Annotated in this window: 19 protein-coding genes and 2 tRNA genes; 8 read left to right on the top strand and 13 right to left on the bottom strand. The window is 66.7% G+C overall.

The window, feature by feature from the left end; translation table 11 throughout:
- Nucleotides 1-11 precede the first annotated feature (11 nt).
- The 3 genes from RI03_RS04525 to RI03_RS04535 are packed head-to-tail and all read left to right on the top strand — an operon-like array spanning nucleotide 12 to nucleotide 5,562.
- On the top strand, nucleotides 12-3,209 hold the full coding sequence (locus RI03_RS04525; RefSeq protein WP_010215512.1) for an efflux RND transporter permease subunit: 3,198 nt from the start codon (nucleotides 12-14) through the stop codon (nucleotides 3,207-3,209).
- Nucleotides 3,206-4,744, top strand: a complete 1,539-nt coding sequence (locus RI03_RS04530; protein WP_010215514.1) for an efflux transporter outer membrane subunit — start codon at nucleotides 3,206-3,208, stop codon at nucleotides 4,742-4,744. Before RI03_RS04525 ends, RI03_RS04530 begins: the two co-directional genes overlap by 4 nt.
- Nucleotides 4,741-5,562, top strand: a complete 822-nt coding sequence (locus RI03_RS04535) for an HpcH/HpaI aldolase/citrate lyase family protein (RefSeq protein ID WP_010215515.1) — start codon at nucleotides 4,741-4,743, stop codon at nucleotides 5,560-5,562. Before RI03_RS04530 ends, RI03_RS04535 begins: the two co-directional genes overlap by 4 nt.
- 117 nt (nucleotides 5,563-5,679) lie before the next feature.
- On the opposite strand, the gene RI03_RS04540 is transcribed toward RI03_RS04535, so the two are convergent.
- The 3 genes from RI03_RS04540 to RI03_RS04550 are packed head-to-tail and all read right to left on the bottom strand — an operon-like array spanning nucleotide 5,680 to nucleotide 7,528.
- Entirely contained in the window at nucleotides 5,680-6,555 is an 876-nt protein-coding gene (locus RI03_RS04540; protein ID WP_010215516.1) for an S-methyl-5'-thioadenosine phosphorylase, read from the bottom strand.
- On the bottom strand, nucleotides 6,552-6,905 hold the full coding sequence (locus tag RI03_RS04545) for a hypothetical protein (RefSeq protein ID WP_010215517.1): 354 nt from the start codon (nucleotides 6,903-6,905) through the stop codon (nucleotides 6,552-6,554). Before RI03_RS04545 ends, RI03_RS04540 begins: the two co-directional genes overlap by 4 nt.
- Nucleotides 6,905-7,528 carry a DNA-3-methyladenine glycosylase family protein gene (locus RI03_RS04550; RefSeq protein ID WP_010215519.1) on the bottom strand — a complete coding sequence of 208 codons (624 nt, stop codon included), beginning with the start codon at nucleotides 7,526-7,528 and terminating at the stop codon, nucleotides 6,905-6,907. The genes RI03_RS04545 and RI03_RS04550 overlap by 1 nt, the downstream gene beginning before the upstream one ends.
- Before the next feature lie 81 nt (nucleotides 7,529-7,609).
- On the opposite strand from RI03_RS04550, the gene RI03_RS04555 reads away from it, so the two are divergent.
- On the top strand, nucleotides 7,610-7,927 hold the full coding sequence (locus tag RI03_RS04555; RefSeq protein ID WP_010215520.1) for a 2Fe-2S iron-sulfur cluster-binding protein: 318 nt from the start codon (nucleotides 7,610-7,612) through the stop codon (nucleotides 7,925-7,927).
- A gap of 139 nt (nucleotides 7,928-8,066) precedes the next feature.
- Here RI03_RS04555 and rlmB read toward each other — a convergent pair whose 3' ends face one another.
- Both rlmB and RI03_RS04565 read right to left on the bottom strand, forming a co-directional pair.
- Nucleotides 8,067-8,813 (bottom strand): 23S rRNA (guanosine(2251)-2'-O)-methyltransferase RlmB, encoded by a 747-nt coding sequence (rlmB, locus tag RI03_RS04560; RefSeq protein WP_026046450.1) that lies wholly within the window; start codon nucleotides 8,811-8,813, stop codon nucleotides 8,067-8,069.
- A gap of 40 nt (nucleotides 8,814-8,853) precedes the next feature.
- On the bottom strand, nucleotides 8,854-10,464 hold the full coding sequence (locus RI03_RS04565) for a M20/M25/M40 family metallo-hydrolase (RefSeq protein ID WP_010215522.1): 1,611 nt from the start codon (nucleotides 10,462-10,464) through the stop codon (nucleotides 8,854-8,856).
- 191 nt (nucleotides 10,465-10,655) lie between these two features.
- On the opposite strand from RI03_RS04565, the gene RI03_RS04570 reads away from it, so the two are divergent.
- Nucleotides 10,656-10,741, top strand: a tRNA-Tyr gene (locus RI03_RS04570).
- Between the two features lie 403 nt (nucleotides 10,742-11,144).
- On the opposite strand, the gene RI03_RS22600 is transcribed toward RI03_RS04570, so the two are convergent.
- On the bottom strand, nucleotides 11,145-11,780 hold the full coding sequence (locus RI03_RS22600) for a PEPxxWA-CTERM sorting domain-containing protein (protein WP_081504198.1): 636 nt from the start codon (nucleotides 11,778-11,780) through the stop codon (nucleotides 11,145-11,147).
- Between the two features lie 495 nt (nucleotides 11,781-12,275).
- Nucleotides 12,276-13,394: an acyltransferase family protein gene (locus RI03_RS04580; protein WP_010215524.1), complete on the bottom strand. Its 1,119-nt coding sequence runs from the start codon at nucleotides 13,392-13,394 to the stop codon at nucleotides 12,276-12,278.
- 427 nt (nucleotides 13,395-13,821) lie between these two features.
- Between RI03_RS04580 and RI03_RS04585 the strand changes: the two genes are divergently transcribed.
- A complete protein-coding gene (locus tag RI03_RS04585) occupies nucleotides 13,822-14,427 on the top strand; it encodes a PEPxxWA-CTERM sorting domain-containing protein (protein WP_138995607.1) in 606 nt (201 codons plus the stop codon).
- A gap of 189 nt (nucleotides 14,428-14,616) precedes the next feature.
- Nucleotides 14,617-15,168 carry a hypothetical protein gene (locus RI03_RS04590; RefSeq protein WP_010215528.1) on the top strand — a complete coding sequence of 184 codons (552 nt, stop codon included), beginning with the start codon at nucleotides 14,617-14,619 and terminating at the stop codon, nucleotides 15,166-15,168.
- 6 nt (nucleotides 15,169-15,174) lie between these two features.
- On the opposite strand, the gene RI03_RS04595 is transcribed toward RI03_RS04590, so the two are convergent.
- The 6 genes from RI03_RS04595 to RI03_RS04620 all read right to left on the bottom strand — a co-directional run bounded on the left by RI03_RS04595 (nucleotide 15,175) and on the right by RI03_RS04620 (nucleotide 25,489).
- Nucleotides 15,175-18,087, bottom strand: coding sequence for a glycosyl hydrolase 115 family protein (locus RI03_RS04595; protein WP_010215529.1), 2,913 nt, complete (start codon nucleotides 18,085-18,087; stop codon nucleotides 15,175-15,177).
- 93 nt (nucleotides 18,088-18,180) lie between these two features.
- The gene (locus RI03_RS04600; protein WP_010215530.1) at nucleotides 18,181-21,330 is read right to left on the bottom strand and encodes a TonB-dependent receptor; all 3,150 of its coding nucleotides are present in this window, start codon (nucleotides 21,328-21,330) and stop codon (nucleotides 18,181-18,183) included.
- 482 nt (nucleotides 21,331-21,812) lie between these two features.
- Nucleotides 21,813-21,886, bottom strand: a tRNA-Gly gene (locus RI03_RS04605).
- A gap of 557 nt (nucleotides 21,887-22,443) precedes the next feature.
- Nucleotides 22,444-23,700, bottom strand: a complete 1,257-nt coding sequence (locus tag RI03_RS04610) for an adenosylmethionine--8-amino-7-oxononanoate transaminase (RefSeq protein ID WP_010215531.1) — start codon at nucleotides 23,698-23,700, stop codon at nucleotides 22,444-22,446.
- Nucleotides 23,697-24,326 (bottom strand): dethiobiotin synthase, encoded by a 630-nt coding sequence (gene bioD, locus RI03_RS04615; RefSeq protein WP_010215533.1) that lies wholly within the window; start codon nucleotides 24,324-24,326, stop codon nucleotides 23,697-23,699. Before bioD ends, RI03_RS04610 begins: the two co-directional genes overlap by 4 nt.
- Entirely contained in the window at nucleotides 24,323-25,489 is a 1,167-nt protein-coding gene (locus RI03_RS04620; RefSeq protein WP_010215534.1) for an 8-amino-7-oxononanoate synthase, read from the bottom strand. Before RI03_RS04620 ends, bioD begins: the two co-directional genes overlap by 4 nt.
- A 153-nt stretch (nucleotides 25,490-25,642) precedes the next feature.
- Here RI03_RS04620 and RI03_RS04625 point away from each other — a divergent pair.
- Nucleotides 25,643-26,532, top strand: an 890-nt coding sequence (locus RI03_RS04625) for a c-type cytochrome (RefSeq protein WP_010215535.1), incomplete at its 3' end; no start/stop codon positions are given.

Below are 26,532 nucleotides of genomic sequence, written 5' to 3' on the forward strand. Positions count from 1 at the left end.
GCGCCGACCCAGTGAAATTCCCCCATTTCTTCATCGATCGCCCGATCTTCGCAGCGGTGCTGTCGATCCTGATCGTGGTGTTCGGCGTGGTTGCCTATCCCGGCCTGCCGGTCGCGCAATATCCCGAGATCGCGCCGCCGACCGTGGTCGTCAACGCGACCTTCCCGGGGGCGAACGCCGAGACGCTCGCCGAGACGGTCGCCGCGCCGCTCGAGGAATCGATCAACGGCGTCGAGAACATGATCTACATGTCCTCCTCGGCAACCGGCGACGGCGCGCTCGCGATCACGGTGACCTTCAAGCAGGGCACCAACGTCGACCAGGCGCAGGTGCTGGTGCAGAACCGCGTCTCCACCGCCGAGCCGCGCCTGCCCGAGGAAGTCCGCCAGATCGGCGTGACGGTCCGCAAGAATTCGCCCGACATCCTGATGGTGGTCGCGCTGACCTCGCCCGACGGGTCGCTCAGCCCGTCCTATGTCTCCAATTACGCGACGACGCAGCTGATCGATCGCATCTCGCGAATCCCCGGCGTCGGTGGCGTCCGGGTGTTCGGCGGGCGCGATTACAACATGCGCGTGTGGGTCGATCCCGATCGCGCCGCGTCGCGCAACCTGACCGTCGACGAGATCGTCGCTGCCGTGCGCGCGCAGAACGCGCAGGTCGCTGCAGGGTCGGTCGGGCAGCCGCCGTTCAACCAGGGCGGGACCGCGTTCCAGCTCGGGATCCAGGCGACCGGGCGACTGACCAAGCCCGAGGAATTCGGCGCGATCATCGTCAAGCGGGACACTGCGGGCCGGTTGACCCGCCTGCGCGACGTCGCGCGGATCGAGCTCGGCGCGCAGGATTACACGATCAACGCGCTGCTCAACAACAAGTCGATGACCGCGATCGGCATCACCCAGTTGCCGGGGTCGAACGCGCTCAGCACCGCCGAGGCGGTCCGCACCGAAGTCGCCAACGCCGCCAAGACCTTCCCGCCCGGGCTGGTCTATTCGGTGCCGTACAACCCGACCGAATATATCTCGGCGTCGATCGAGGCGGTCGAGCATACGCTGGTCGAGGCGCTGATCCTCGTCGCGCTGGTCGTCCTGCTGTTCCTGCAGAGCTGGCGCGCGGCGATCATCCCGATCGTCGCGATCCCGGTGTCGTTGCTTGGCAGCCTCGCGGTGCTCGCGGCGTTCGGCTTCTCGCTCAACAACCTGTCGCTGTTCGGCATGGTGCTCGCGATCGGGATCGTGGTCGATGACGCGATCGTCGTGGTCGAGAATATCGAGCGGCTGATGGAAGAGGAGGGGCTGTCCCCGCTCGAGGCCGCGCACAAGACGATGGACGAAGTGTCGGGTGCGCTGATCGCGATCGCGCTGGTGCTGTGCGGGGTGTTCATCCCGACCAGCTTCATCCCGGGCATTTCGGGGCAGTTCTACCAGCAGTTCGCGCTGACGATCGTGTCGGCGACCGCGATCTCGGCGTTCGTGTCGCTGACGCTGTCGCCCGCGCTCGCCGCGCTGATCCTCAAGCCCAAGCATGATGTCGAGCCAAGGGCGGGCTGGCGTGGCGCGGGCACGCGGTTCGCGCGCGGGTTCAACCGCGGGTTCGACTGGCTCGGCAACCGGTTCGGGCGCTTCACCGCGCGGGCGATCCGCAGCCTGGCGATCATCGGCATCTGCTACGTGATCCTGATCGGGCTTGCAGGGTGGCGCTTCACCGCGACCCCGACCGGGTTCATCCCGGCGCAGGACCAGGGCTATCTGATCGTTGCCGCGCAATTGCCGCCCGGCGCCTCGCTCCAGCGCACGACCGAGCTGATCCAGCGCGCCGCCGACATCGCGCACAAGAATGCCGCGGTGCAGGACACCGTCGCCTTCGCCGGTCTCGATGGCGCGACCTTCTCGACCGCGTCCAATGGCGGCGCGATGTTCATCACGCTGAAACCGCATGCCGATCGCGGCACTGCGGATGCGATCGCCAATGAGATGCGGCAGGCGCTCGCGCCGCTCAGCGGCGGGTTGCTGCTCGTCATCCCGCCCCCGCCGGTGCGCGGGATCGGGACCGGCGGCGGCTGGAAGCTGCTGATCGAGGATCGCAACAATCTCGGGTTCAAGGCGCTCGAGGGCGCTGCGTTCGGGATGATGATGAAGGCGAACCAGACGCCGGGGATCACCGCGGCGTTCACCACCTTCAACAACCGCACCCCGCGCCTGTTCGCGGATATCGATCGCGAGCGCGCCGAACAGCTTGGCGTGCCGGTATCGAGCGTGTTCTCGACGCTCGGGACCTATCTCGGCTCGTCGTACATCAACGACTTCAACTATCTGGGGCGGACGTACCGCGTGACGGCGCAGGCCGACGCGCCGTATCGGGACCAGATTTCCGACGTCGGGCATCTGCGGACGCGGTCGGCGGCGGGGAACATGGTCCCGCTCGATGCGGTGATGACGCTGCGCAACGACAGCGGGCCGTACCGCGTGGTGCGCTACAACCTGTATCCGTCGGCCGAATTGCAGGGCGATACGGCGCGCGGTTATTCGTCCGGGCAGAGCCTCGAGGCGATGGCCAAGATCGCGGGCGAGACGCTGCCCAAGGGCATGAGCTACGAATGGACCGAGATCGCGTTCGAGCAGCAGCAGGCCGGGAATACCGGCTCGCTGGTGTTCGGGCTCGCGGTGCTGTTCGTGTTCCTGCTGCTGGCGGCGAATTACGAAAGCCTGGTGCTGCCGTTCGCGGTCATCCTGATCGTGCCGATGTGCCTGCTCGCGGCGATCGTGGGCGTGAACCTGATGGGGATGGACAACAACATCCTGACGCAGATCGGGCTGGTCGTGCTGATCGGTCTGGCGGCGAAGAACGCGATCCTGATCGTCGAGTTCGCGCGTGCGAACGAGGACAACGGGATGGAACTGCATGCGGCGGCGGAACATGCCGCCGAGCAGCGCCTCCGCCCGATCCTGATGACCTCGATCGCGTTCATCCTCGGCGTGTTGCCGCTGGTGCTCGGCAGCGGGCCGGGCGCGGAAATGCGCAAGGCACTGGGCGTGGCGGTGTTCTTCGGGATGATCGGCGTGACGACGTTCGGGCTGCTGTTCACCCCGAGCTTCTACGTCATCAGCCGCAAGGGGGGCGACTGGGTCGCCTCGAAACTGCGCCGGAAGCGCGCCGCGACGGACGATCATCCGCCCGCGCTGCCCGCTCCGGAAGGGAAACCGGCATGAAGCGTATCCTGAGCGTCCTCCCCGCGTTTGCGCTTTCGGCGTGCGTCGTCGGGCCGAACTACGTGAAGCCGTCGACCCCGGTTCCGGCGGAGGGCGGCGCATTCGCCGAGGCCGGGATCGGCAAGGGGATCACCCCGACGCCGTTGCCCGACCATTGGTGGCGGCTGTACAACGACCCCGTCGTCGACCGGCTGGTGACGGATGCCTTGGCGCACAACACCGATGTTCGCGTTGCGGCGGGGAACCTCGAGCGCGCGCGGGCGGTGCTGGACGAACAGCGCGGCGCGCGGCTGCCGACGACCGGGCCGAACGCCAGCTTCACGCGGGCGCAGATCAATACCGCGAGCCTCGGTTTCGGGGGCGCCGGGACGGGCGCCGGGACGGGGACTGGCACTGGCACTGGAACCGGGACTGGGACTGGAACCGGAACCGGGACTGGCGGCGCGGTGACGCCGCAGTCCTTCGTCTTCAACAGTTTCAAGCTGGGCTTCGACGCGTCCTATGAGGTCGACCTGTTCGGCGGCATCACCCGCGCGATCGAGGCGGCGCGGGGCGACGTGCAGGCGGCGCAGGCGCAGCTCGACGCGTCGCGCGTGTCGGTCGCCGCCGAGACCGCGCGCGCCTATGCGACCGCGTGCAGCAACGCGCAGCAGCGCGGGGTTGCCGAGGAAACGGTCAAGCTCCAGCAGCGCACGCTCGGGCTGACCAACACGCTGTTCACCGCCGGGCGCGGCACGCGGCGCGATGTCGACCGCGCGGACGTGCTGCTCGCGCAGACGCAGGCGACGATACCGGGCTTCGAGGCGGAGCGGCGCGCGTCGCTCTATGCGCTCGCGGTGCTGACGGGCTTGCCGCCCGAGCAGATCGACGCGGCGGCCAACGCCTGCCGGACGCCGCCCACGGTGCGCGACGTCTTGCCGATCGGCGATGGCGCGGCGCTGATCCGTCGCCGTCCCGACGTGCGGCAGGCCGAGCGGACGCTTGCCGCCGACACGGCGCGAATCGGGATCGCCACGGCTGAGCTGTATCCCAAGATCTCGCTGCTCGGATCGATCGGCCTCAACGCGCAGCGCGGGAGCCAGTTGTTCAAGAGCAGCGCGGTCACCTATTCGGCGGGGCCGCTGATTTCGTGGAGCTTCCCCAACCAGACGATCGCGCGTGCGCGGATCCGCCAGGCGCGGGCCGGGGCGGATGCGAGCCTCGCGACGTTCGACGGGCGCGTGCTGACCGCGTTGCAGGAGGTCGAACAGGCGCTGGCGCGCTATTCGGGCGCGCTCGACCGCAACGCCGCGCTGCGGCGGGCCGAGGCGTCGAGCAGCGCGGCGGCGAAGCTGTCGCAACTGCGGTTCAATTATGGCGCGGACAGCTTCCTGCTGCTGATCCAGGCCGAACGCGACCGTGCGGATGCGCGTGCCGCGCTCGCGCAGTCGGACGCGGCTGTCGCGGATGCGCAGATCAGCCTGTTCAAGGCGCTCGGCGGTGGGTGGGAAGACGCCCCCGCGCCGGTCCGCCGCGAGCCCGTCGTCCAGCCATGAGGCGGATCCGCAGCGCTTTGTTCATGCCCGCGTCGAACCAGCGTGCGGTCGACAAGGCGCGCGGGCTCGACTGCGATGCGGTGATCCTCGATCTCGAGGATGCGGTCGCGCCCGACAGCAAGGTCGCGGCGCGCGCGCAGGCGCTGGCGGCGGCGCGTGACGGCGGGTTCGGCGCGCGGTTGCTGGTGTTGCGGGTCAATGCGCTGGATACCGACTGGGGCGAGGCCGATCTGGAAGCCGCGCGCGGGGCGGGGTTCGATGCGGTGCTGCTGCCCAAGGTGTCGCACCCCGACGACCTGGCGCTCGCGCGCGCGACGCTCGGGGGTGTGACGCTGTGGGCGATGATCGAGACGTGCGCGGCGATGCTGGCGTTGCCCGCGATTGCGGCGGCGCCGGGGCTGGGCTGCCTGATAGCGGGGACGAACGATCTGGCCAAGGAGATGCGCTGCACCCCGGGGGCGGATCGGCTGCCGTTGGTGCCGCATCTGATTTCGATCGTGACCGCGGCGCGCGCGCACGGGTTGATCGCGCTGGACGGGGTTTCCAACGTGCTGGCGGATACGCCGGAGCTGGCGGCGGAATGCGCCGAGGGCGCGCGCTACGGGTTCGACGGCAAGACGCTGATCCACCCGGCGCAGATAGAGCCCGCCAACCGCGCATTCGCGCCGAGCGCGGAGCAGGTGCGCTGGGCGGAGGCGGTGATCGCGGCGTTCGCCTTGCCCGCCCATGCGCAGCTGGGCGCGATCCGCGTCGATGGCGCGATGGTCGAGCGGTTGCACCTGGCGCAGGCCGAACAGATCATCGCAAGCGCGGGGTAGGTCACGGCTTCCGGCGCAGCCGGCAGCATCCCTACTGCTTCGTGCCTTTGCGGCTTTGCGTGAGAAAAATCTTCTCGCACGAAGACACAAAGCCACGAAGAGGAAGAGCCTGCGGCGCTAGCCCTGGCGCAGCACGCGGCCTGCCACCGCGTCGAGCTTCGCCAACACCGCCGGATCGCGTGCGTCGGGGGCGGTGATCAGCGCGTGGTCGAGCACCGTGTCGAGCGGGGAGGGGGTGCGCTCGGCGGGGAGGGCCGCGACCAGCGCCGCCACGGTCTGCCGCGCGATCGCGCCGTTCGCGCCCATCTGGCGGATCACTTCGCTGACCTCGACGAACGCCGCCTCGTCGCGCCAGCAATCGTAATCGGTCACCATCCCGATGAGCGCGTACGGCAGCTCCGCCTCGCGTGCGAGTTTCGCCTCGGGCATCGCGGTCATGCCGATCACGTCCGCGCCCCATTGGCGGTAGAGCAGGCTCTCCGCACGGGTCGAGAATTGCGGGCCCTCCATCGCCAGATAGGTCGCGCCGTGCGTCACCTTGCCGCCAGCAGCCGTCACCGCCCCGGCGGCGAAGCCCGACAGGCGCGGGCAGACCGGCTCGGCCATCGAGACATGCGCGACCATGCCGGTGCCGAAGAAACTCGGGTTGCGCTGCGTCGTGCGGTCGATGAACTGGTCGACCACCACGAACCGCCCCGGCTCGAGCTCCTCGCGGAGCGACCCGATCGACGAAATCGCCAGAATGTCGGTACAACCGGCGCGCTTCAGCGCATCGATATTGGCGCGTGGGTTGAGCTCGGACGGGCTGATCCGATGCCCGCGGCCGTGGCGCGGCAGGAACACCAGCTCGACATCGCCGATATGGCCGAACAGCAGCGCGTCCGACGGCGCGCCCCACGGCGTATCGATCCGCCGCCACTGCGGGTCCTCCAGCGCATCGATCGCATACAGGCCGGAGCCGCCGATGATTCCGATCTTCCAGGACATGCTCATAGATCCCCCGTTGATTCCCGCGCCAGCCGTGCCAGCCACGCCTGCGCCTGTTTCGGCTCCCCGACCGCATCGGACCTGACCGGTCCGCGCGCCGCGACGAATGCGGCGTGGAGCGCGAACGGCTCCAGCCCGAGCGTCTCGCGCGACGCGTCGATCGTCTCCCCCAGCTCTGTCAGCGCGGCGATGGTCGCGACCACGGCGGGGGTCTCGCCCTTCTTGCCCTGATGGCCAAACAGCCCCCAGCGGCCCTTGGCGGTGGTCTCCAGCGCCGCGATCAGCGCGGCGCGATAGTCGGTTTCATAGCCGATGCGATCCGCATCGATCCGGGCGAGGCGGTCTGCGCGCGCCATCAGACGACCTTCATGTCGCTCTGATAGTGATACCAGGCGAAGATCGCCGCTGCCCCGCGATGCGGCCGCCACGCCTCGGCCAGTTCGCGCACCAGCTTCTCGCTTGGCCGCGCCTCATGCCCGAGCAGACGCCCGATCTCGATCTGCACCGCGAGGTCGCCCGCGGGCCAGATGTCGGTGCGCCCTTCGGCGAACAGCAAGTAGATTTCGGCGGACCAGCGCCCGATCCCCTTGACCGCGACGAGCTTGGCGATCGCTTCCTCGTCATCCTCGGGCAGATTCTCGAGGTCGAGCGCGCCGCTGGTGACGAGCTCCGAAAGGCTGCGCGCATAACTCGCCTTCTGCCGCGACAGGCCCGCGGCGCGGAGCTGCTCGTCGGTGGCGGCGATGATATTGGCGGGGTCGTCGAGACTGCCGACGATCCCTTCGAGCTTCTTGTAGGTCGATTGCGCCGAGGTCACGCTCACCTGCTGCCCGACGATTGTGCGCAGCAGCGTGCCGAAGCCGCGCGCGCTGATCCGGGGCGGGGGATAGCCGACCCGCTCCAGCGCGACCGCGAACGCGGGTTCGCGGGCGGCGAGCGCGTCCATCGCGTGCGTGAGTTGTTCGGTCGTCAGGCCCATATGGCACCCCATGCTTGCCGCTTGCGTCGTGGCGTTCGGCTCGGCATGGCAAGGCCGAAGCAGTGATAGAAGGATGCACCCATGCCCAAGCTTATCGTCGTGACTCGTGAAGGGGAAGAACGCGAGATCATGGGAGAGGCCGGCCTTTCGGTGATGGAAGTCATTCGCGACGCCGGGATCGACGAATTGCTCGCGTTATGCGGCGGATGCTGTTCGTGCGCGACGTGCCACGTCCATGTCGACCCGGAGTTTGTCGCCAAACTTCCCAAGATGAGCGCAGACGAGGACGATCTGCTCGATTCGTCGGCGGATCGCAATGCGACGTCGCGCCTGTCGTGCCAGGTAGCCTTTACCGACGACCTTGACGGCCTGAAGGTTACGATCGCCGCCGAGGATTGAGCGCTTCCAACGAATTTCCTTCCCCGGCGGAGGCCGGGGCCCAAGAGCGAACCGACAGTATTCCGCGCGCTGCGCTTCCTTACATCGGCCATCACGACTGGGCCCCGGCCTTCGCCGGGGAAGGGGTTAAGGGGAAACCCTAACGGCTCGCCGCCGCGTACAACGCGATCGCGGCTGCATTGGAGACGTTGAGGCTCTCCATCTTGGGCGAAATCGGCAGGCGGGCGAGCTCGTCGCAATGCGATGCGGTATTCTGCCGCATCCCTTCGCCCTCGGCCCCCAGCACCAGCGCGACGCGCTGCGTGCCCATTGCCTGGTTGAGCGTCTGCGTCGCCTCGCCGGTCAGCCCGACCCGCCAGAACCCCGCTTCCGCGATCTCGTCGAGCGCGCGCGCGAGATTGACCACGCGAATCCACGGCACCATCTCCAGCGCGCCCGAAGCCGCGCGTGCGATCGTGCCCGATTCGGGGGGCGCGTGCCGGTCGGGCGTGACGATGCCGAGCGCATCGAACGCCGCCGCCGAGCGAAGGATCGCGCCGACATTGTGCGGGTCGGTCACCTGGTCGAGCACGATCAACGGGCGCTTGTCGTCCTGCCCCTGTTGCAACAGGTCGGCGAGCCACATGTCCTCGAGCGGATCGACTTCGATCACGATGCCCTGGTGCGGCGCGTCGCCCGGCACCAGCCGCGCGAGGTCGGTCACTTCGGCATAGACGATCGGCACGTCCGCGGGGATGTCGAGCGCGGCGCTCGCCTCGCGCGTCGCCCAGATCTTGCGCACCACGCGTTCGGGGTTTTCGAACGCAGCGGCGACGGCGTGCCGCCCCCAGAAACGCGGACGACCCGCGGGGGCCTGGGACGGACGATGTCCACGACGTGCTGCCATCAACGCTGCTCCAACTTCATCATACGCACTACGGTCACGGTTATTCTTCCTCGTCGGAATAGGCGAAGGGGTCGGTCGCGACGGGCTTGGTCGGCAATGGCGGTCGAGGCAAGGCCTTGTCCGCATTTGCCGCATTGACCAGGAACGACGCGAGGATGGTCGCGCCCTGCCGCATGTCGTCGCCCTTCAGGTGATCGAACGTGTCGATGCTCGAATGGTGCACCCGGCTGTCATAGTCGAGCGGATCCTGGATGAACTGGAACCCCGGCACGCCGACCGCCTGCATGAAGACGTGATCGGTCCCGCCGGTCTTGCGAATCACGACATCGGTCGCGCCCATCGCGGCGAACGGCGCGAGCCAGTCGCGGAAGATCGGCACCACCGCCGGATTGTTCTCGGCATAGATGCCGCGGACCTTGCCCGAGCCGTTGTCGAGGTTGAAATAGGCGGCGAGATCACCCCAGCCGGGTTTGGCGGTAATCGGCCAGCGGTTCGCCCAGCCGGTGTAGAGCTTCATGCCGGTCAGCTTTGGGTCACCCGGCGAGCCGCGCGTGGCGAGGTGGCGCTCGATATAGGCGAGCGAGCCGAGGATGCCCTGTTCCTCGCCCGCCCAGAGCGCGAAGCGGATCGTTCGTTTGGGGCGAATCCCGGTCCTGGCGATGATCCGCGCGGCTTCCATCACCATCGCCGATCCAGCGCCATTGTCCGCCGCGCCGTCACCCGCGACCCACGAATCGAGATGCGCGCCCGCCATCACATAGCCCGCCTTGGGGTCGGTCCCGGGGATTTCCGCGATGATGTTGTAGGCTTGCGTGTCGCTGTCGTCGAAGCGGACGTCGCTGGCGATCTCGAGCGTCGGGGCGGGGCCGACCTTGGCGAGCCGCGCGAGGCGGCGGTAATCCTCCGCCGCGATCTGCACCGCCGGGAGCGACGGCGTATCGCCGACCCCGAAGGTATAGCCCTCGCCGCTGACGAGCTTGCCGTCGCGATACGCCATCGTCGCGATCGCGACCGCGCCCTCGGCTTTCAGGAAGGCGTCGAGCTTCTTGGCATAATCGAGCCGCTTGATCCGCCGGTCGACCGCCGCGGGATCGTAGGTCGGCTGCTGATACTGGTCGAGCTTGCGCAGGTCGTCCGCGCTGTAGCGCTCGAACGCCGCTTCCTTCGGCTCGGAACCGGTGTCGGGAAGGGTGACGAGCACGATCTTGCCCGACAACTGCCCATGCCATTTGGCGAAATCCCGCTCGCGCTTGATCGGCGCGACGATGATCGGCGCGCGGAGCGTGCCGTTGGTGCCCGGCGTCCACGCGACCGGGATCGCGGTCAGCATCACCGGGCGCGGCGTCAGCATGCGGACGCTCGCGTTGACGATCGACCAGCCGCGTCCGAAGTCGAAGCCTTCCTTGTGGACGTTGCGCAGCCCCCATTCGGAGAATTTCGCCTGCGTCCAGCTTTCGGCCTGCCGCATCGCGGGGGAATTGGTCATGCGCGGGCCGATCACGTCGGCCAGATGCGCCGCGACGGGCATCACCTCGCTATGCGCCATCCCTTCATCGATCAGCCGCGCAACCTGCGCGCGGTCGACCGTCTGCGCGAGCGCAGGGGCGGCGGTCAGGGCGGCGGCGGTGGCGAGAAGCAGGAAATGGCGCATGATAACCCCCCGGTTGACGTGTCGCGGCTCCGGCCGGCGACGGTTTACCGGTATGCGGGGCGGGCTGGCGGTGCAAGCCCGGCGCGATTGCACAAATTCGCATGACGGGGGCGTTGACAGCGCGGCACGCGGTCGGCATTGGACGCCCTCGCTTTTCGGAGCGACGATCCCCCCGGGGATGCGAAGCCTGGGGACAGGTGGCCGAGTGGTTAAAGGCAGCAGACTGTAAATCTGCCCGTGCAAGCGTACGCTGGTTCGAATCCAGCCCTGTCCACCATAAAACTGGCAGCCGATGCCGTTTTAAGCTCGAACGAGCGTTGAGTGCGTTGTGCACCATGAAGCGCTCGATCTCACCAGGCGGCAGGCGAGGAAGCGCTGTCGTGCTCGGTTTGGTCGCCGCTCACTTTCCCGTGCCGCTGCCGACCGTTACGGCCTCCGGGTTGCCCCTGCGCCTCTTCAACTCCCCGCTCGAGTTCGTCCCCGCTTGGTTTGAAGTCATTCTCCGGCGCCAAGGGGGCAAGCAGGTCCATTGGCAGCGCGTTGCAGCGCAGACGCGCTGATTGGCCGGTCGAGGGCCGTCAGTGGGGCGGGTAACGGGATGTTGATGTCGATTGCAAAGTCGGCGGGCTGGGTCGGCTTGCTGGGGGGGGGGGGCTGACCGGATGGCCAGCCCCGAACTTTCAGTCAGCGATTAGCGGCAAGACGTGGTGGGGGGAGGCGCTGGCGCGGCGACGACGCATTGCAACGCCAATGCCGCCAAACCCTAGCAGCATCAGCGCCCAGGTGGAGGGTTCGGGAAGTGCAGCAGCAACTGGCGTGTAATCATATGTTACGGCGTAACGGCTGGTTGGCTGTGCGGGGAACGGCGATCCCAATGTTTCGATGGGAACACCGTTAATGGTGAACGAGGCATCAAAATAGTTCTCGAACAATCCTGCCGTCTTCGTACCGACATATTGCGCCAAATTCGCCGAAGACTGTTCTTCGGCCGTTGCGGTAAATCCTATCGCGATCAGTTCAGGGTTTTCCCGTCTGGACTGATAAGGTCCCGTGAAGTCAACCGTTGCAATACCGTTGGTATTTGCCGATCCGACAGCAGAGATAACCGGATTAGCGGAAAGATAGTCCCCGTTCCGGAAATAATAGGTTCGGTCATAGTTTGCCGAGATCGTAACGCTGTTGAGTGTGCCGAAGGCGGGATCAAGCTGATTGATAAAATTAAAATAGCTGTCGGCGAATTGCGTCATCGTTGCAGCCTGCGAAGGAGCGGCACCCACAACTAACGCAGCGCAGAGCGCGATGCTGATTTTACGCATAGAATAATTTCCCCTGATTCGACCTGAAAGCAGGCCTAATCAATCGGTTAACTATCTTTGCATGCGAGTCAAACAAACCGTTTTGCGGCCCAGTTATGATTCTCATGGCGCGCTCGAGGATTCGGAAACGTCCGCGGCACCTGATCCTGGCGCTAAGGTGCGTGCCGCACGAAGGTTCCTCTATGCGTTCGCTGGCGGTATTCCAGTACGGACCGCCGACCCAATGTGGGGTAAGGTACGCTTTGGGGCGCGGGTCTTTCCCGCCGCCCTGTTCATCCGCCCGACGTATTCGTGCGACGATTCGGCAAAAGGACGGTGCAGCTTGCGCCCGGTCGTCAGGTCTGGACGATCCTCCCGCCCCTCTGCGCGCACCGCGGTCAAGAGGCTCGGTGCGTGGCATGAGGCACGCCTCTGAGCGGTGACGGTACCGGTTCCACGGCCGCGCCGTTGAAGGAACAGGTCCGCGTGCCAGGCAGCGCGCGCAACGGGGACTCTCTAGCTTCGCACTCTCCCGTACGCGGCTCGTTGCGCCAGGCGGGTCAACGGCAGCTCAACAAATTTCCAGCATGCGATGCCGACCATGATGCAAATCAGAAGTCCAATCGGGTAAAGCGTTGCTGCCTCAGCCGTGCCTGTTAAACCTACTTTTTTCCAGATCTGCGATAGCGCCGAGAGGACAAAGGGGTGCGATAGATAGATGGAATACGAAGCATCCCCGATAATACGACCGACGCTCCAGGAAGGAACTTTTGTGTATAATGCTGCACCGACCAGAAGAGCTGCAGGAACACCAAAGCGAAACCAACGGTCGAACAACTCGCCTGAGGGCGGAAGCAGCAATAGCAATAACGCGAAGACTGTTACAAAAGCCGCAGCTTTTGGTGACTCCAAAGCCTGATTACGCATGAAGCCTAAAGCGATAAACATGCCGAAAACAAACTCTAGCATGAGAGGGTTCGTATAAAACCCGATCAACCCAACCGGACGTAGATAAAACCCAACTGCGGACAGGACTGCGATGGGTAAGGCAGTAAGCCATAAGACCTTCGGCCCGCTTCGTCCGATCACCAAGCCTACCGTAAAGCAAAGGTAGAACAGCATTTCCAAATTGAGCGTCCACCCCGGTCCGATGAGAGGTAGATAGTTTCCATGAAAGACAGGGCTTTCATGCCCAATGAAAGCAAAGGAAGCAATTGCGTAAACAGGCGTCAATTTTGTGGATCGAACCAGTTGTGGCGCAACCAGAAGCACAAGAATCATGACTAGGGTCATGGTCCAGTAGAGCGGAACAATTCGTATGATTCTTTTTCGGAAGAAGTCTAGGGCTGTGGTTCGGGAGCCCGCGTCGGTGGAATATACCATCACGAAGCCGCTGATCACGAAAAATATGTCTACGCCACTTTGAAGAGCTGCTAGTTGCGGCATACCCTTCGTGTCCGAAATTTGAGAGGACAGGTGGAATATGACGACGAGCAATACAGCAAGCCCGCGCAGATATTGAACGGAGACGATCTCCCTGCGCGTTCTCTTGCTCGCCTCTTGCATGACCGCGGCTTCAAGCGAGGAGCCGGCGACGGCCGGCGATCCGGCATCGGGTTTTGTGGGGCTGTCCATTCGACCTGATTGCCCGTGCTGCCAATTTTGGCAAGGCAAGCGTCTACGACAGCTATGGCTGCATCGGCTTGGCCGCAGATCATCCGGGATCGACCATGGCACGCCAGGCTCGACCGGGCTCCGCGCTGGCTGCTGCAATTCCTGTGTAATCGCGCAGGGCATCACACGGACATCGCGTGAAGGTGCGTGGGAGGCCGGGAGATGAAAATCTCGCTTGGCCAACAGCATCGGCACGCGCCGGTATCCGCCGCGGTCACGCGTCTTTTTCGACCCGAGCCATTCGCGATTTCGCCAAAGTTTCTGCGGTCGTCCCGCAATCATACAGTCCTGTCCCGTAACCTGACACGCGGTCGCCGACGCGCGATCCGATCGCTCGACATGTCCCCGACCGGCCCGCATCTGCCGGGCAACAAGAGGGGAAATGATCATGCGATTCGGACATTTGGTCACACGGGCGACGGTCCTCGGTATGCTGCTCGCATCGGCGGGGACGGCGCGGGCGGCGACGTCGCTCAGCTTCGATTTCAATGCCGCGAACCCGTACAGGCTTTCGGTATCGAACAGCGACGTCCCCTATGCGATGCGTTATGCCGCCAAGACGGTCTCCGGCGCAGCGGCGACGCCTTATACGATGACGCTGTCGTTCCTGCTGGCACCCGAGGGGCGGGCGTGCGGGCAACTCCCGCCCGGCGCGCCGCTGCCGAGCTATTGCCAGCCAAACTGGTTCAGCCAGACCTACGCGTTCGACGTGGTGGCGGGCCTTGCCACGACCGATTTTGCCGGCGCGGTCGGCAGCTTCAGCGCGCCGCTCAAATTCGACGTGACATTCCGCACGACGTCGCGGGAAACCTTCCGCGTCACCGATTTCGGCATGTGGTCGGACGTCAACGACACGGCGCGCGTGCTTGACCTCGCGGGGCCCGCGCAGACATTGCCTGAACCCGCGACTTGGGGCATGTTGCTGGTCGGCTTCGGAGCGATCGGCAGTGTGTTGCGGTCCCGTCGGCAGCGTCGGGCGCCCGTTTTCGCCTGATGCCGCCTGCGATGGCGCGATGGTCCTGTGATCGGCCGGGTCGGTAGCCTGCCCTTCGTGGCGAGCGGGAACCGTGGTTCGCGATCGTCCCCGACACCCCCTCCTTCCGACGGGCGTCCGCATCCTCGCGGCGCGCCCGCCGAAGCCCGCCATCATCCGGTCGACCGACCGGCCTTTCGAGGAAGCTCAATGCGCCATATTGCGATCGTTCACGGCCATGAAGGGCGCGTCGGCAGCGCTTTTGCGCGGCGGCTGGCGGCGGATGGCTATGACGTCGTCACCGGGCCGGCGATCGCGGCGCTCGAATGGCCGATGATCGACGTGCGCGCTTATCTCTTCGACTGCGCCTATCAGCATGAGGATCCCGCCGGGCATGTCGAGCGCGCGGCGCAGCATCTGGCGGAGTGGCGGCGGCTGGCCGGCATCTTCATCCCGTCGTCGATGCATATCGGCACGGGCACGCCTTATGGCCGCGCCAAGCTGGTGATCGAGCAGCTCGTCGGCTTTTATCGCGGCGAGGGCGCGAACGTCGTCACCGACCGGATCGGCTATTTCCCCGGCGACGGGGTCGCCGGAGATCCGAACAACCCCTGTTACGGCGACCTCGTCACCGGCGATGCGCTGTATGCGCGCGTGATGCGCAAGCTCGTCGCCGCCACCCCGGTCGATCATCCGCATCCGCGCGCGGCGGAGTCGGTTCCGGTTGATCCCGCAAGCCTGGCCGCGGGGACGCGGCACTGAGGTCGGTCAGGCAGCCCCGACCGTCGGGGGGCCGAAGAAGGAGGGCTTGAGCGGCGCGCGCGCGACGATGATCGTCTGGAGGACGATCGTCGGGTCGACCATCGCGACCGTGAGCACGTGCCGCCCGCCTCGATCCGCGTGGATCGCGAAGCGCATCGTCCGGGCGTTGTTCGCGGTGTTGGCGACATGCGCCTTTCCGAGGAAGTCCTGCGCCGGCCCGTCCTCGGGCGTGAACACCGCGCGCACCTGCGCGGGATGATCGTCGAGCGCGACCGCAACCGCGAGCGTGCGTCCGGGGATCGTCTCCAGCGTCGGCCCGGTCACAAGATCGACGGTATAATCGCCCGCCTCCGGCAGGAACACGTCATATTCGAGCCGCGGCGCGCGTGCGGGATCGGGTGCCGCGCGCGCATCGACCGGGAAGATCGACATCGCGGCACCGACGCGACCGTAGTCCGGGATCGCTTCCCAGCGCACGCCATCGGCCGGGATCGCACGATGGAACGCCGCGGCGGGGATCGAGAAGGGGCCACTGAGGCCGCCGAACGCGCGCGCCGCGGCGCTGGACTGTTCGGGCGTCGCGCGGATCGCGGTGAGCGTCGCGGTAACGGGCTTGGTCGCCGTGCCCCCGGCGACCGTGATCGATGCCTCGGCGTGGCCGGACGGGGCCTTGCTCCAGTCGACATCGATCCAGAACCGCCGGTCGCGCGGGGAGGTGCTGAACGCCTTGCCTTCGCGGATCGTCACCCACGGTCGGTCGGCGGTCACGGTCACGGCGACCGGGGCGGTCCCGCGCGGGAAGACCTCGAGCCAGGTCGGGCGGCGCGTGATGCTGTCGAGCGGGGACAATATGGGGGGCAGATAATAGCCGGGCCACGACCGGGGATCGCCGTCGATACAGACCCCGAAGCTGTCATCCGCCGGTATGTCGAGGTCGGTGACGGGGGGCATGATGTCGGATTCAGGAGGATACCAGTCGAAATAGCCGATGTGCGTCTGGTCCATCATGTGGTTCCATTTTCCGCCGGCCATCGTCTTGTTATACTGGTCCCGCAGGACGTGATCGTAGCGGAACCGCCGCCGCACCTCGTCCGCCTCGATCCGCGTGCTGGCGCGTGCCTGTTCGGCGAAGCGCGCGTTGCGCGCCGCCGCGACGTACAGCTGCGTCAGGTTCGCGCAGGCCTGGACCGGGTATAGGATCAGCTGGAAGAATGCATCGCGCTGCGCCGGGGCAAGCGCGGCGTTCACCGCCTCGGCCCGGCGCACGAGCGTCGCCCAGGCATCGCAGACCCGCTCGGCTTCCTGATGGTTCTCGAGGCTGTAGGTCTCGGGGCGGAGCTGCTCGGGTTTGCGCCACGCATTGTACTTGGCGTAGCGCGAGGCGAGGAACGCGATCTCCCCGGCATGCACCGCACCGAACTGGCGTTCCGCCCAGTCGCGGGTCCAGCCGGCGATCCTGTCCTTGCCGACGGCGGCGGGGTTCCACGCCATCGCGAGAAAGAATTCGATCGGGAGTTCGAGCGGCTTGAGGTCGCCGACATTGGCGATCCACATCTCGTTCGCGCCATACTGGTTGGCGAGGTTCATCTGCTCCCAGATCTTGGGCAGCGGGCTGGAGTTGATCCATTGATAGGAGAACGGCCCGCCGTGCATGTCCATGTGGAAATAGACCCCGAACCCACCCTTGCGCGTGCGTTCGGCAGGGGTCGGCAACCGCCGCAGATTGCCGACATTGTCGTCCGCGAACATGATCGTCACGTCGTCGGGCAGCTTCAGTCCGGCGTCGTAATATTTATAGACTTCGGTGAACAGCACCCACACTTGCGGCACCTGCTCGGCGGGCTTGCGCATCCCGCTTGCGATGATCCGGCGCTGGTCGGCGATGACGCCTTCTAGCAAGGCGACGTCGGACTGGAGGCTCCCGGTGCTTTCGAGCGCGACATCGCCGTCGCCGCGCATCCCGATCGTGACGACGACCTCGTTGGTCGCGTTGCGGCTGATCCCTTCCTCGAAGAACTGGCGGATCGCGGGGCGATTGGTCGCATAATTCCACGCGCCATTGCCGTAGTGCGTGCGGTTGTCGGTCCATTCCTTGTGCGCGCGCATCATCGGCTCGTGATGCGAGGTGCCCATCACGATGCCATAGTCGTCAGCGAGCCCGGCATTGGCGGGGTCGTCGATCGCGAAGGCGTTGTTCCACATCGCGGGCCACAGGTAATTGGCGCGCAACCGCAGCAGCAGCTCGAACAGCCTCGTGTAGAAATTCGCGTTCATCCCACCGAATTTCTCGGTGGTCCAGCCCGACAGGCAGGGGGCTTCGTCGTTGAGGAAGATGCCGCGATATTTGACCGCGGGCGAGCCCTGAACATAGCGCCCGCGCGCCACGCGCAGCGTCGCCTGTCGCGCAACGGGTACGTCCGCCCACCAGTACCACGGCGAAACGCCGATCGTGCGCGACAGGTCGTAGCTGCCGTAGATCGCGCCCCGCTTGTCGCTGCCGACGATCACGAGCGCTTCGGCGACGCCGGGCAGCGGGTTGGCGACGGTCTGGACGACGAACGCTTCCCATTTGCCGCGAATGTCGTGGACGTCGAGCTTGCCGGACTCAACGAGGCGGTCGACCAGCGCGCTGTGCCCCAGCGCACCGACCAGGATGATCCGGTCGGGGAGTGCCGCCGGGTCGCTCAGGACCCGTGCATCGGTGCCGGTCACCCGGCCAATGTCGGCGGCAAGGTCCGCGGCGGCGCGGCGGACCCCCGGCAGGTCGCCGGCATCGACGACCACCGGGACGACACCGCCGCCCGGAAGCGTGATATCGAACCCGGGCTTGCGCCGGTTCGCGCGCACCGCCGCGGCGAGCGGGGAGGCGATCAGGCCGCTGGTCAAACCGCCGCCAAGGACGCCGCGCCGGGTGAACATGGGTCATATCCTCGACTGGATTGCCCCGAACCGATCCGCGTTCAGGGTAGCAGGGCGGCACGGGCAGGGCACCGAAGCGCCCCGCCCGGGTTGCTAGAAGGTCCCGCGCAGCCCGACGAGGAACTGACGACCGGGCTTGTACTGCGTGAAGGTCGCGTTCTCGAACTGGAAGTAGGAGCGCAGCGTCGCATCGGTCAGGTTGGCGATGTTTACGGTCAGCTGTGGCGCGTGCTTGATCTTGAAGATCTTGTCGAGATCGAACGCCGACGAGAAGTCGTAGGTGGTATAGTCGGTCCCGAACAGCGCCGCCGACGGGATGCCGTTCTGTGCCGCGCCGCTGTTCTGCGACCCGCGCCGCGCCGTCGTCGCGAGGCGGAGCATGATGCCGTTCTTCTCGTAATAGCCGGTCACGTTGTAGGTGAACGGCGCGACGCCGAACGCGATCGCCGCGCCCTTGCTTGTCTGGTCGATGACCGTCGCGTTCGCACTGAAGCCGAAGCCGCTGATGCCGATCCGCTTGGTCAGGAAGTCGAGCGGCTGGACCCACTGGAATTCCAGCCCGTTGATCGTCAGCTTGTCCGCCACGTTGATCTGCGAGGTGAGCTGCACCTGCGCCGCGGTCGGCCCGCCGCGCGAGTTGATCGCGATCTGCTGCGTCGGGTTCAGCGTGTCGTAGGTGATGCCATATTGCGTCAGCGCGGCGAACGGAACCGTCGTGATGTTGGTGGTGGTGAACCCAGAGATCGACTTGCGGAATGCGTTGAAGCTCAGCACGCCTTCCCGCCCGGTGTAATATTCGAAACCGAGATCGAGGTTGGTCGACAGATACGGCGCGAGCGCCGGGTTGCCGATCGTCGCCTGGTCCGCCGACGGGGCGCCGAAGCCGACGCCCGGAAGCTGCGCGGCGGGATCCGGGCGAGTCATCGTGCGCGATCCGGCGATCCGCGCGACCGCATGCTCGCCAATGTCGTAGGCGAGCGTCGCGGCGGGCAGCCAGTTGGAATAATGGTTGCGGGTCTGGACGTTGTTGTTGACGATATTGGGATAGCGGCTTCCGTCCGGCAGGGTCGCGCCGCCGGGCGGGGTGTTGCGCGGATCGGGCAGCGAGACGCGCCCGACGATCGTCTGGATCGTGTCGACATAGCGCACGCCTGCGTTGAAGCGCAGCGTGTTGCCACCCAGCTCCTGCGCGCCGTTGACCGTCGCGAAGGCGGACTTGACGACCTCGCGAATGAACCCGCCGCTCGCGCCGGTGTTGGCGCCACCCGTGTCGGGGGCGTTGTCATGATAATATTGATAGTTGGAGGCCTTGGCGAAGGCCGGGAAATCGACCGTCACGAAGCCGGCCGGGCCGGGCCTGAGATAGGACGGCAGCGCGGCGTTCGGCACCAGCGAGCCACCGTAAGTGACCGGCCCGGTGAGCCCTGCGGTCGAACCGGTGCCATAGCCCGGATAGCTCGGATAGCCCGCCGGCGCCGCTCCCGGGCGGTTGAGTCCCTCGCACGGTGGCTGACCGTTGGGCGAGGCGACGAACACGCTGGGGTTGTTGCCGCACGTCGCATTCTGCCACGCCTGGCTGTTGTCGAACCCCTGGATCCGGCGCGAAACGTCGTCGAACGCGCCACCGACCTTGAGGTTGAGCGCCGCCTTGCCCCACGTCAGGTCACCGCGGACGCCCTTGGTGATATAGCGACGCCGCTCGTCGGAAACGCTAACACGCGAGCCCGAGTACCAGCCGAAGTTCTTCGGGTCGTTGAGGTCGATGTTCGGCGTGATCGAGGGGATGCCGCCGGTGTTCGCGTAGGTGACTGTCGTGCCCACGCCGAGCGGCGTGACCGCGCCGACCGTCGGGCTCTCGCGGTGGAAGGTCGAGCGCGAATAATTGCCCTGGACGTTGAGCTTGAGATTGTCCGAGACGTCCCATTCGCCGCCGGGGTTGACGTTGAACAGCTTGGTCGTCTCGATATACGGGCGGAATTCGTCGAAGAACTGCGCGTTGGCGAAGGTGCCGCCGGTGACGGTGCAACCGGTGCTGCAGTCGCTCTTGTCGAACGTCAGGTTCTGCGGGATGATCGCGCCGTTGCGGACGATCCACGCCATGTCCTCGCGGATCAGGTTGTTGTGCTTGTAGCCGTACAGGCCATCCACATAGAATCGCAGCGTGTCGGCGGGACGCCATTCGACGCTGACGATCGCGTTGATCCGGTCGCGCGATCCGCGATTGTCCGAGGTGCGGCCAAGCCGGGGCAGCAGGCCGTTGTCGATCTGCTGGATCGTCGCGCCGGGGTTCTGCGCAAGCAAGAACGCCTGGTTGATCGCGGTGCCCGGGACAAGCCCGCCGCCCGCGCCGACCGGCACGACCGCCGGGATCGTCCAGTTGCCGCCGCCGGTGGTGTTGCACCCGGAGGTCGCGCCGCATTGCGCCGCCGACAGCGCCGGGTTGGTATAGCCGATCGTCTCGAACCCGCGCGTGTCGGTGAACAGCCGCTGGCCCGAAACGCCCGCGAGGATGCCGATCGTGTCGGTATGCCAGCTCCCGATCAGCGAGCCGCGTACCCCGGTACGATCATCGGGGCTCTGTCGCGACCCCTGGATGTTATAGGCGAGGAAGTTGGTCGCGCGATCGAACGGGCGGGCCGAGCGCAGGTCGACGTTGCCCGCCGCACCGCCTTCGAGCAGGTCGGCGGTGTAGCTCTTGTTGACGGTCAGCTTGGTGAACAGGTCGGTCGGGAAGAAGCTGAGGTCGACCGAACGGTCGGTGCCCTGCGCATCGGTCGCGCCCGAGGAAGCGACCGCGATTGGCGCGCCGTTGAGCGTGACGTTGGTGAAGTTGGAGCCGAGGCCGCGGATCGCGACGTTGACGCCTTCGCCCGTGATGTCGCGCGTGATCGTGATGCCGGGGATGCGGTTGAACGATTCGGCGATGTTGGTGTCGGGGAACTTGCCGATGTCCTCGGCGAAGATCGAATCGGTAAAGCCGGTCGATGCACGCTTGGCGTTGGTCGACTTGGCGAGGCTCGAGCGATAGCCGGTGACGACGATGTCCTCGGCGGGCGTGCCCTGCGAATCGACCTGCGGGGCGGGCTGTGCGGCGGGGCCATTGTCCTGGCCGTCGGGGGGAACCTGCTCGCTGGGCGGGGGAACGGCCTGCGCGGTCGCGGGAACGGCGTAGAGCGCGCTCAGCGTCGTCGCGCACAGCAGTGCGGTACGGAACAGACGGTTCTTGGGTGCGATCAGGTGCATATCAGCGTTTCCTCTCCGAGTGTCGCCGTCCGTTTACTGGGACGTGCGGTTGTTTTGACGATGGGGTGGTAGGGTTACCGAACTTTGCGACAGGTTTGACCAACGGGTCTTTCGTCGTGCGCGCTGCACGCATTGCAGGAACGTCGGAAAACGGCGACTTTTGCCCTCGATCCGGTCCTGTCTTGCGACATCAAGCCCCTCCGCCATCCCCCTTTTATGGTGTTAGCGTTATCATGCGCAATGATTGGTAATGTTGTCAATGGCAAATTGGAAAGGCCAATTCCGGTACGTCGGATCCTTGGGTCGCGCGCGCATTCTTCTGGAAAAGCGGCCTGTCCGCCGGTGGCTCGTCGCGCTGCGGCGCTCGTTCGGTCAGGGCGTAGCCGATAGCGGTACGGAATGCGCGCGACCGGCCTTACCAGTCACGCTGGCGCGGTTGACCACTTGAGCAATGGAGTATTGCGTTGGCGCGGACGGAAGGGTGGAGCGGGTAACGGGAATCGAACCCGTGTATTCAGCTTGGAAGGCTGCTGTACTACCATTGTACTATACCCGCAGGGTGTTGAACCCAGGCGCTTTCTGGTCGGTTTGCATCTGGCATTCCGACATTTGGAAAGTCGAAATTCCGACTTTCGAAACTTTCTGGCGCGGCCGAGCGGATAGCGTGAGGGCGATCGGGATGCAAGTCGGCGGTTATCCGTTCCCGTTTTTGCCGCCCGTAGCCCGCATGTCGCGCCCTTCGCCTGGCATGGCTGGTGACGGGTTCGATAAGAAAAGGACCCCGGTCGATCCGACCTCTGGGCGGGGATCGAAGATTGGCGAGTCCGACTCTTCCCGCCCCGGGGCTGCAGTGGCCATAACCCCATTTGCGCCGAATGTAGAGAGGACGATGGCCGGGCGGACGCTCGCGTGGCGCGGTGCGGCCGAGCAGTTTGTTGCGGCGAAGTTCTGGGGTGCGGCGCACCCCGGCGATCGCGGAGGACGGACGTGCGATCGCGGGCGGGCAGGACGGCTCCCCTGCGCCCGGGGCGGTGCGGATTGTAGCGAAAAGCGCCGAATCGCACAATCCGATGGCAGATCCCGCTCGGCGTCCCTGCGCCCGCCCCCAAACGGTCAGCCCAGCGCGTCCGCCGCCGCCCCGATCGCGGCATAGACCCGGTCGAGATCGTCCGCGGTGATCGAATAGGGCGGCATCACGTAGACGGTGTTGCCAAGCGGGCGCAGCAGCAAGTCCGCGTCGCGAAACCGCTTGAGCAGCATCGGGCCGAGGTTGGAGAGATATCCGCCGCCCGCGGGATCGACCAGCTCGACCGCGGTGATCGTCCCCAGCGCGCGCGCGTTGCGGATGTTGCGATGGTCAGCGAGCGATGCCAGCCGCGCCGCCTGCCGTTCCGTGAGATCGGCCACGCGCGCGAGGACCGGCTCGTCGCGCCAGATCTCCAGATTGGCATTGGCGGCGGCGCAGGCGATCGGGTTGGCGGTGTAGCTCGACGAGTGGAAGAACATCTTCGACCGGTCGTTCGAAAAATGCGCGGCGTAGATGGCATCGGTTGCAAGCGTCACCGCGAGCGGGACCGCGCCGCCAGTCAGCCCCTTCGACAGGCACAGGATATCGGGAACCACGCCCGCCTGCTCGCACGCGAGCAGCGTGCCGGTGCGGCCCCAGCCGGTCATTACTTCGTCCGCGATGAACAGCACGCCGTGCCGCGCACAGATCGCGCGCATCTCGGTTAGGACATGCGCGGGATAGAATAGCATCCCGCCCGCGCCGAGCACCAGCGGCTCGACGATGAACGCGGCGGGGCGGGTCCGGCACGCCGCCTCCAGCGCGTCGAGCGTCGCCTGTTCGTGGCCGGGCGTGGGGAAGGGGATCGTGCCGACGTCGAACAGCAATGCGCCATAGGCCTGGTTGAACACGCCACGCGCGCCGACCGACATCGCGCCGATCGTGTCGCCGTGATAGCTGTGCTCGAGCACCAGGATGCGGTCGCGCGGTTCCCCGCGATTGGCCCAGAAGCCGAGCGCCATCTTCAGCGCGACCTCGACGCTGGTCGAACCCGAATCGGAGAAGAACACGCGGGTCAGCGCGGGGGGCAGCAGCGCGATCAGCCCGCGCGCGAGGGTTTCGGCGGGTTCATGCGTCCAGCCCGCGAAAATGATCTGGTCGAGCGCCTGCGTCTGCGCGGCGATCGCCGCCATGATCCGCGGGTGGCAATGGCCGTGCGTCGTCACCCACCAGGAGGAGATCGCATCGACGATCCGCCGCCCGTCGGCGGTATGGAGGATCGCGCCCGAGGCGTGGGTGACCAGCGGTATCGGTTCGCCCAGACCGTGCTGGGTGAAGGGGTGCCAGATCGGGGAGCCGGTCACTGGAACGCCGCCCTGTCGAACTGCGTGGCGAAGGCGTCGGCCAGCGTCGTCGCATCGAGCGTGTCGAGCCGGGGCAGGCGGCCCAGCCGCGTCACCCGCCCGATCCGCGCGATCGTCGCCTCGGACTCGGGTTCCGCATCGCCGATGAACGCGACCCCGTGGATCGGCACGCCGCGCGCGCGCAGCGCCTCGATCGACAAGAGGCTGTGGTTGATCGTCCCGAGCCCGGTCCGTGCCACCAGCACCACCGGCTTGCCCCAGCGCGCGAACAGGTCCGCAAACAGGATATCGGGCGTGATCGGCACGAGCGCGCCGCCCGCCCCCTCGACCACCAGCGGCCCCGCCACCTGCGGCAGCGCAAGCCGGGCGAGGTCGATCGTCACCCCGTCGATCGCGGCGGCGCGGTGCGGCGAGCAGGGGGTGGCGAGCCGGTACGCTTCGGGCAGGATGTGCGCGGCGGGCAATCCGGACAGCGTGGCGACGCTCTCGGCATCGCTGCGCGGGTCGAGCCCGGCCTGCACCGGCTTCCAATAGTGCGCCCGCAGCGCGCCCGCGAGCGCGGCGGCGAACACGGTCTTGCCGACGTCGGTATCGGTCCCGGTGACGATGAAGGTCCGGTCGGTCATGGCATAATCTCTTGCAGGGTTTCGGCGAGGCGGTCGATGGCGGCCTCGTCCACGTTGAGCGTCAGCGAAATCCGCAGCCGGGCGGTGCCCGCGGGAACGGTCGGCGGGCGGATCCCGCGCACGTCGAACCCCGCCGCCTGCACCGCCGCCGCGACGCGCATCGTCGCGGCATCGTCGCCGATCAGCAGCGGCAGGATCTGCGACCCGGTCGGGACGACCCCGCACGGTGCGAGCGCGGTCTCGGCATAAGCCACCAGCGCGGCCAGCCGTGTCCGCCGTTCGGGTTCGTCCGCGAGGATGCGCAGGCTTTCGCGCACCGCGCTTGCCATCAGCGGCGAGGGCGCGGTCGAGAAGATGAAGCCGCGCGCGCGGTTGACGAGGAAGTCGCGCGCTACCGCCGGCCCACATACAAGCGCGCCCTCGCAGCCCAGCGCCTTGCCGCAGGTGCGCAGCGTTAGGACATTGTCGCGCCCTTCCAGCGCCGCCGCCAGCCCGCGGCCATCGGGGCCGAACACGCCGGTCGCATGCGCCTCGTCGACCAGCAGGATCGCGTCGTGCCGGTCCGCCACCGCGATCAGCTCGGCGAGCGGCGCGCGGTCGCCGTCCATGCTGTAGAGGCTCTCGACCGCGATCCAGCTGCGCCCGGTCGCGCCGGTCGCGCGCCATTCGGTCAGCGCGGTGTCGATCGCGTGCGGGTCGTTGTGCCCTGCCGCGCGCGTGGCGGCGCGGCCGAGCCGCATCCCTTCGTGCGCGCTCGCGTGGATCAGCGAATCGTGGACGATCAGATCGTCGCGCTGCGGCAGCGTCGCGAACAGCGCGGCATTGGCGGCAAAGCCGCTTGCGAAGAACAGGGCGGTCGCGCTGCCGAAGAACGTAGCCGCCTCGGCTTCGAGCGCTTCATGTTCGGGATCGTTGCCGCGCAGCAGCCGCGACCCGCCCGCCCCGATCGCGACACCGCGCGCCAGCGCCGCCGCAACCGACTCGCGCAACCGCTCCGCCGAGGCGAGCCCGAGATAGTCGTTCGACGCGAAATCGGTCCCGATGCGGGGCTGCAGCCGCCGCAGGCGCGCCCGGTCGCCGAGCAGGCCGAGGTCACGGCGGTGGAACGCCCATGGGTCGGCATATCCCGCCGGATCGTCGTCATTCCAGTTCCGTATCGTCAAACGTTCAGGTTCCAGTCGGTTCGGAGGGAGCGCGTCCGGGCGCGCTCTAGCCCGGCCTACGGGTATGTTCCACTGGACGTTGTCGCGCCGGAGGTAGATGGAACGCAGCAACACGCTACCGACCAAGGGAATATCGATGCAGTGGCGGACCTCATGCTGAAGCGGATCTTGTTCCTCATTGTGGGGATCCTCGCGATCGGCACGGTCGGGTTCGGCGTGTTCGCCTGGCGACCCTCGCTGGCCAAGGTGCCGCAACCGACCGCCGCCAGTTTTTCGCCGGCGCTGGTGCGAAAGGGCGAAGTGCTTGCCAGTGCTGGCTATTGTGCGAGTTGCCACACCGTGCGCGGGGGCCAGCCCTATGCCGGCGGCTATGCGATGGCAACGCAGTTCGGGACGATCTACTCGACCAACATCACGCCCGATCGCAAGACCGGGATCGGCGGATGGTCCGAAGCCGCGTTCGAGCGCGCGATGCGACAGGGCGTCCGGCGCGACGGGGCGCATCTGTTTCCGGCCTTCCCCTACGATCATTTCAGCAAACTGACCGATTCGGACGTGTCCGCGCTCTACGCATTCATGATGACGCGAGCGCCCGTCGTCGCGGACGAGCGGAATCCGACGATACCGTGGCCGCTCAACATCCGGGCGCTGCAGGCCGGGTGGAAGCTGCTGTTCTTCCGTCCCGCCCGGTTCGCGCCCGACGCCACCCAAAGCGCCGAGTGGAATCGCGGCGCCTATCTGGCCGAGGGCGTGAGCCATTGCGGTGCCTGCCACACGCCACGCGGGTCGCTCGGCGCGGAAAAGCGCGATCAGGCCTATGCCGGCGCGGCGATCGACGGCTGGATCGCGCCGTCGCTCGGCAAGACCAACAGCGCGCCGGTGCCATGGTCGCACGACGAGCTGGTCGCCTATCTGTCGACCGGGGTCAGCCAGTATCACGGCACTGCGGCTGGGCCGATGGGCGCGGTGTCGCGCAGCCTGTCCAAGCTGCCGCCCGCCGACGTCGCGGCGATCGCGACCTATTTCGCGAGCCGTAACGGCTC

It is taken from the genome of Sphingomonas sp. PAMC 26621 (assembly GCF_000251145.1).
Taxonomy (GTDB): domain Bacteria; phylum Pseudomonadota; class Alphaproteobacteria; order Sphingomonadales; family Sphingomonadaceae; genus Sphingomonas.

Bases quoted from the DNA above. Each gene is read 5' to 3' on its own strand.
- RI03_RS04530 (WP_010215514.1), top strand. From the start codon at position 3,206: ATGAAGCGTATCCTGAGCGTCCTCCCCGCGTTTGCGCTTTCGGCGTGC.
- RI03_RS04535 (WP_010215515.1), top strand. From the start codon at position 4,741: ATGAGGCGGATCCGCAGCGCTTTGTTCATGCCCGCGTCGAACCAGCGT.
- RI03_RS04540 (WP_010215516.1), bottom strand. From the start codon at position 6,555: ATGAGCATGTCCTGGAAGATCGGAATCATCGGCGGCTCCGGCCTGTAT.
- RI03_RS04545 (WP_010215517.1), bottom strand. From the start codon at position 6,905: ATGGCGCGCGCAGACCGCCTCGCCCGGATCGATGCGGATCGCATCGGC.
- RI03_RS04550 (WP_010215519.1), bottom strand. From the start codon at position 7,528: ATGGGCCTGACGACCGAACAACTCACGCACGCGATGGACGCGCTCGCC.
- RI03_RS04555 (WP_010215520.1), top strand. From the start codon at position 7,610: ATGCCCAAGCTTATCGTCGTGACTCGTGAAGGGGAAGAACGCGAGATC.
- rlmB (WP_026046450.1), bottom strand. From the start codon at position 8,813: ATGGCAGCACGTCGTGGACATCGTCCGTCCCAGGCCCCCGCGGGTCGT.
- RI03_RS04565 (WP_010215522.1), bottom strand. From the start codon at position 10,464: ATGCGCCATTTCCTGCTTCTCGCCACCGCCGCCGCCCTGACCGCCGCC.
- RI03_RS22600 (WP_081504198.1), bottom strand. From the start codon at position 11,780: ATGCGTAAAATCAGCATCGCGCTCTGCGCTGCGTTAGTTGTGGGTGCC.
- RI03_RS04580 (WP_010215524.1), bottom strand. From the start codon at position 13,394: ATGGACAGCCCCACAAAACCCGATGCCGGATCGCCGGCCGTCGCCGGC.
- RI03_RS04585 (WP_138995607.1), top strand. From the start codon at position 13,822: ATGCGATTCGGACATTTGGTCACACGGGCGACGGTCCTCGGTATGCTG.
- RI03_RS04590 (WP_010215528.1), top strand. From the start codon at position 14,617: ATGCGCCATATTGCGATCGTTCACGGCCATGAAGGGCGCGTCGGCAGC.
- RI03_RS04595 (WP_010215529.1), bottom strand. From the start codon at position 18,087: ATGTTCACCCGGCGCGGCGTCCTTGGCGGCGGTTTGACCAGCGGCCTG.
- RI03_RS04600 (WP_010215530.1), bottom strand. From the start codon at position 21,330: ATGCACCTGATCGCACCCAAGAACCGTCTGTTCCGTACCGCACTGCTG.
- bioD (WP_010215533.1), bottom strand. From the start codon at position 24,326: ATGACCGACCGGACCTTCATCGTCACCGGGACCGATACCGACGTCGGC.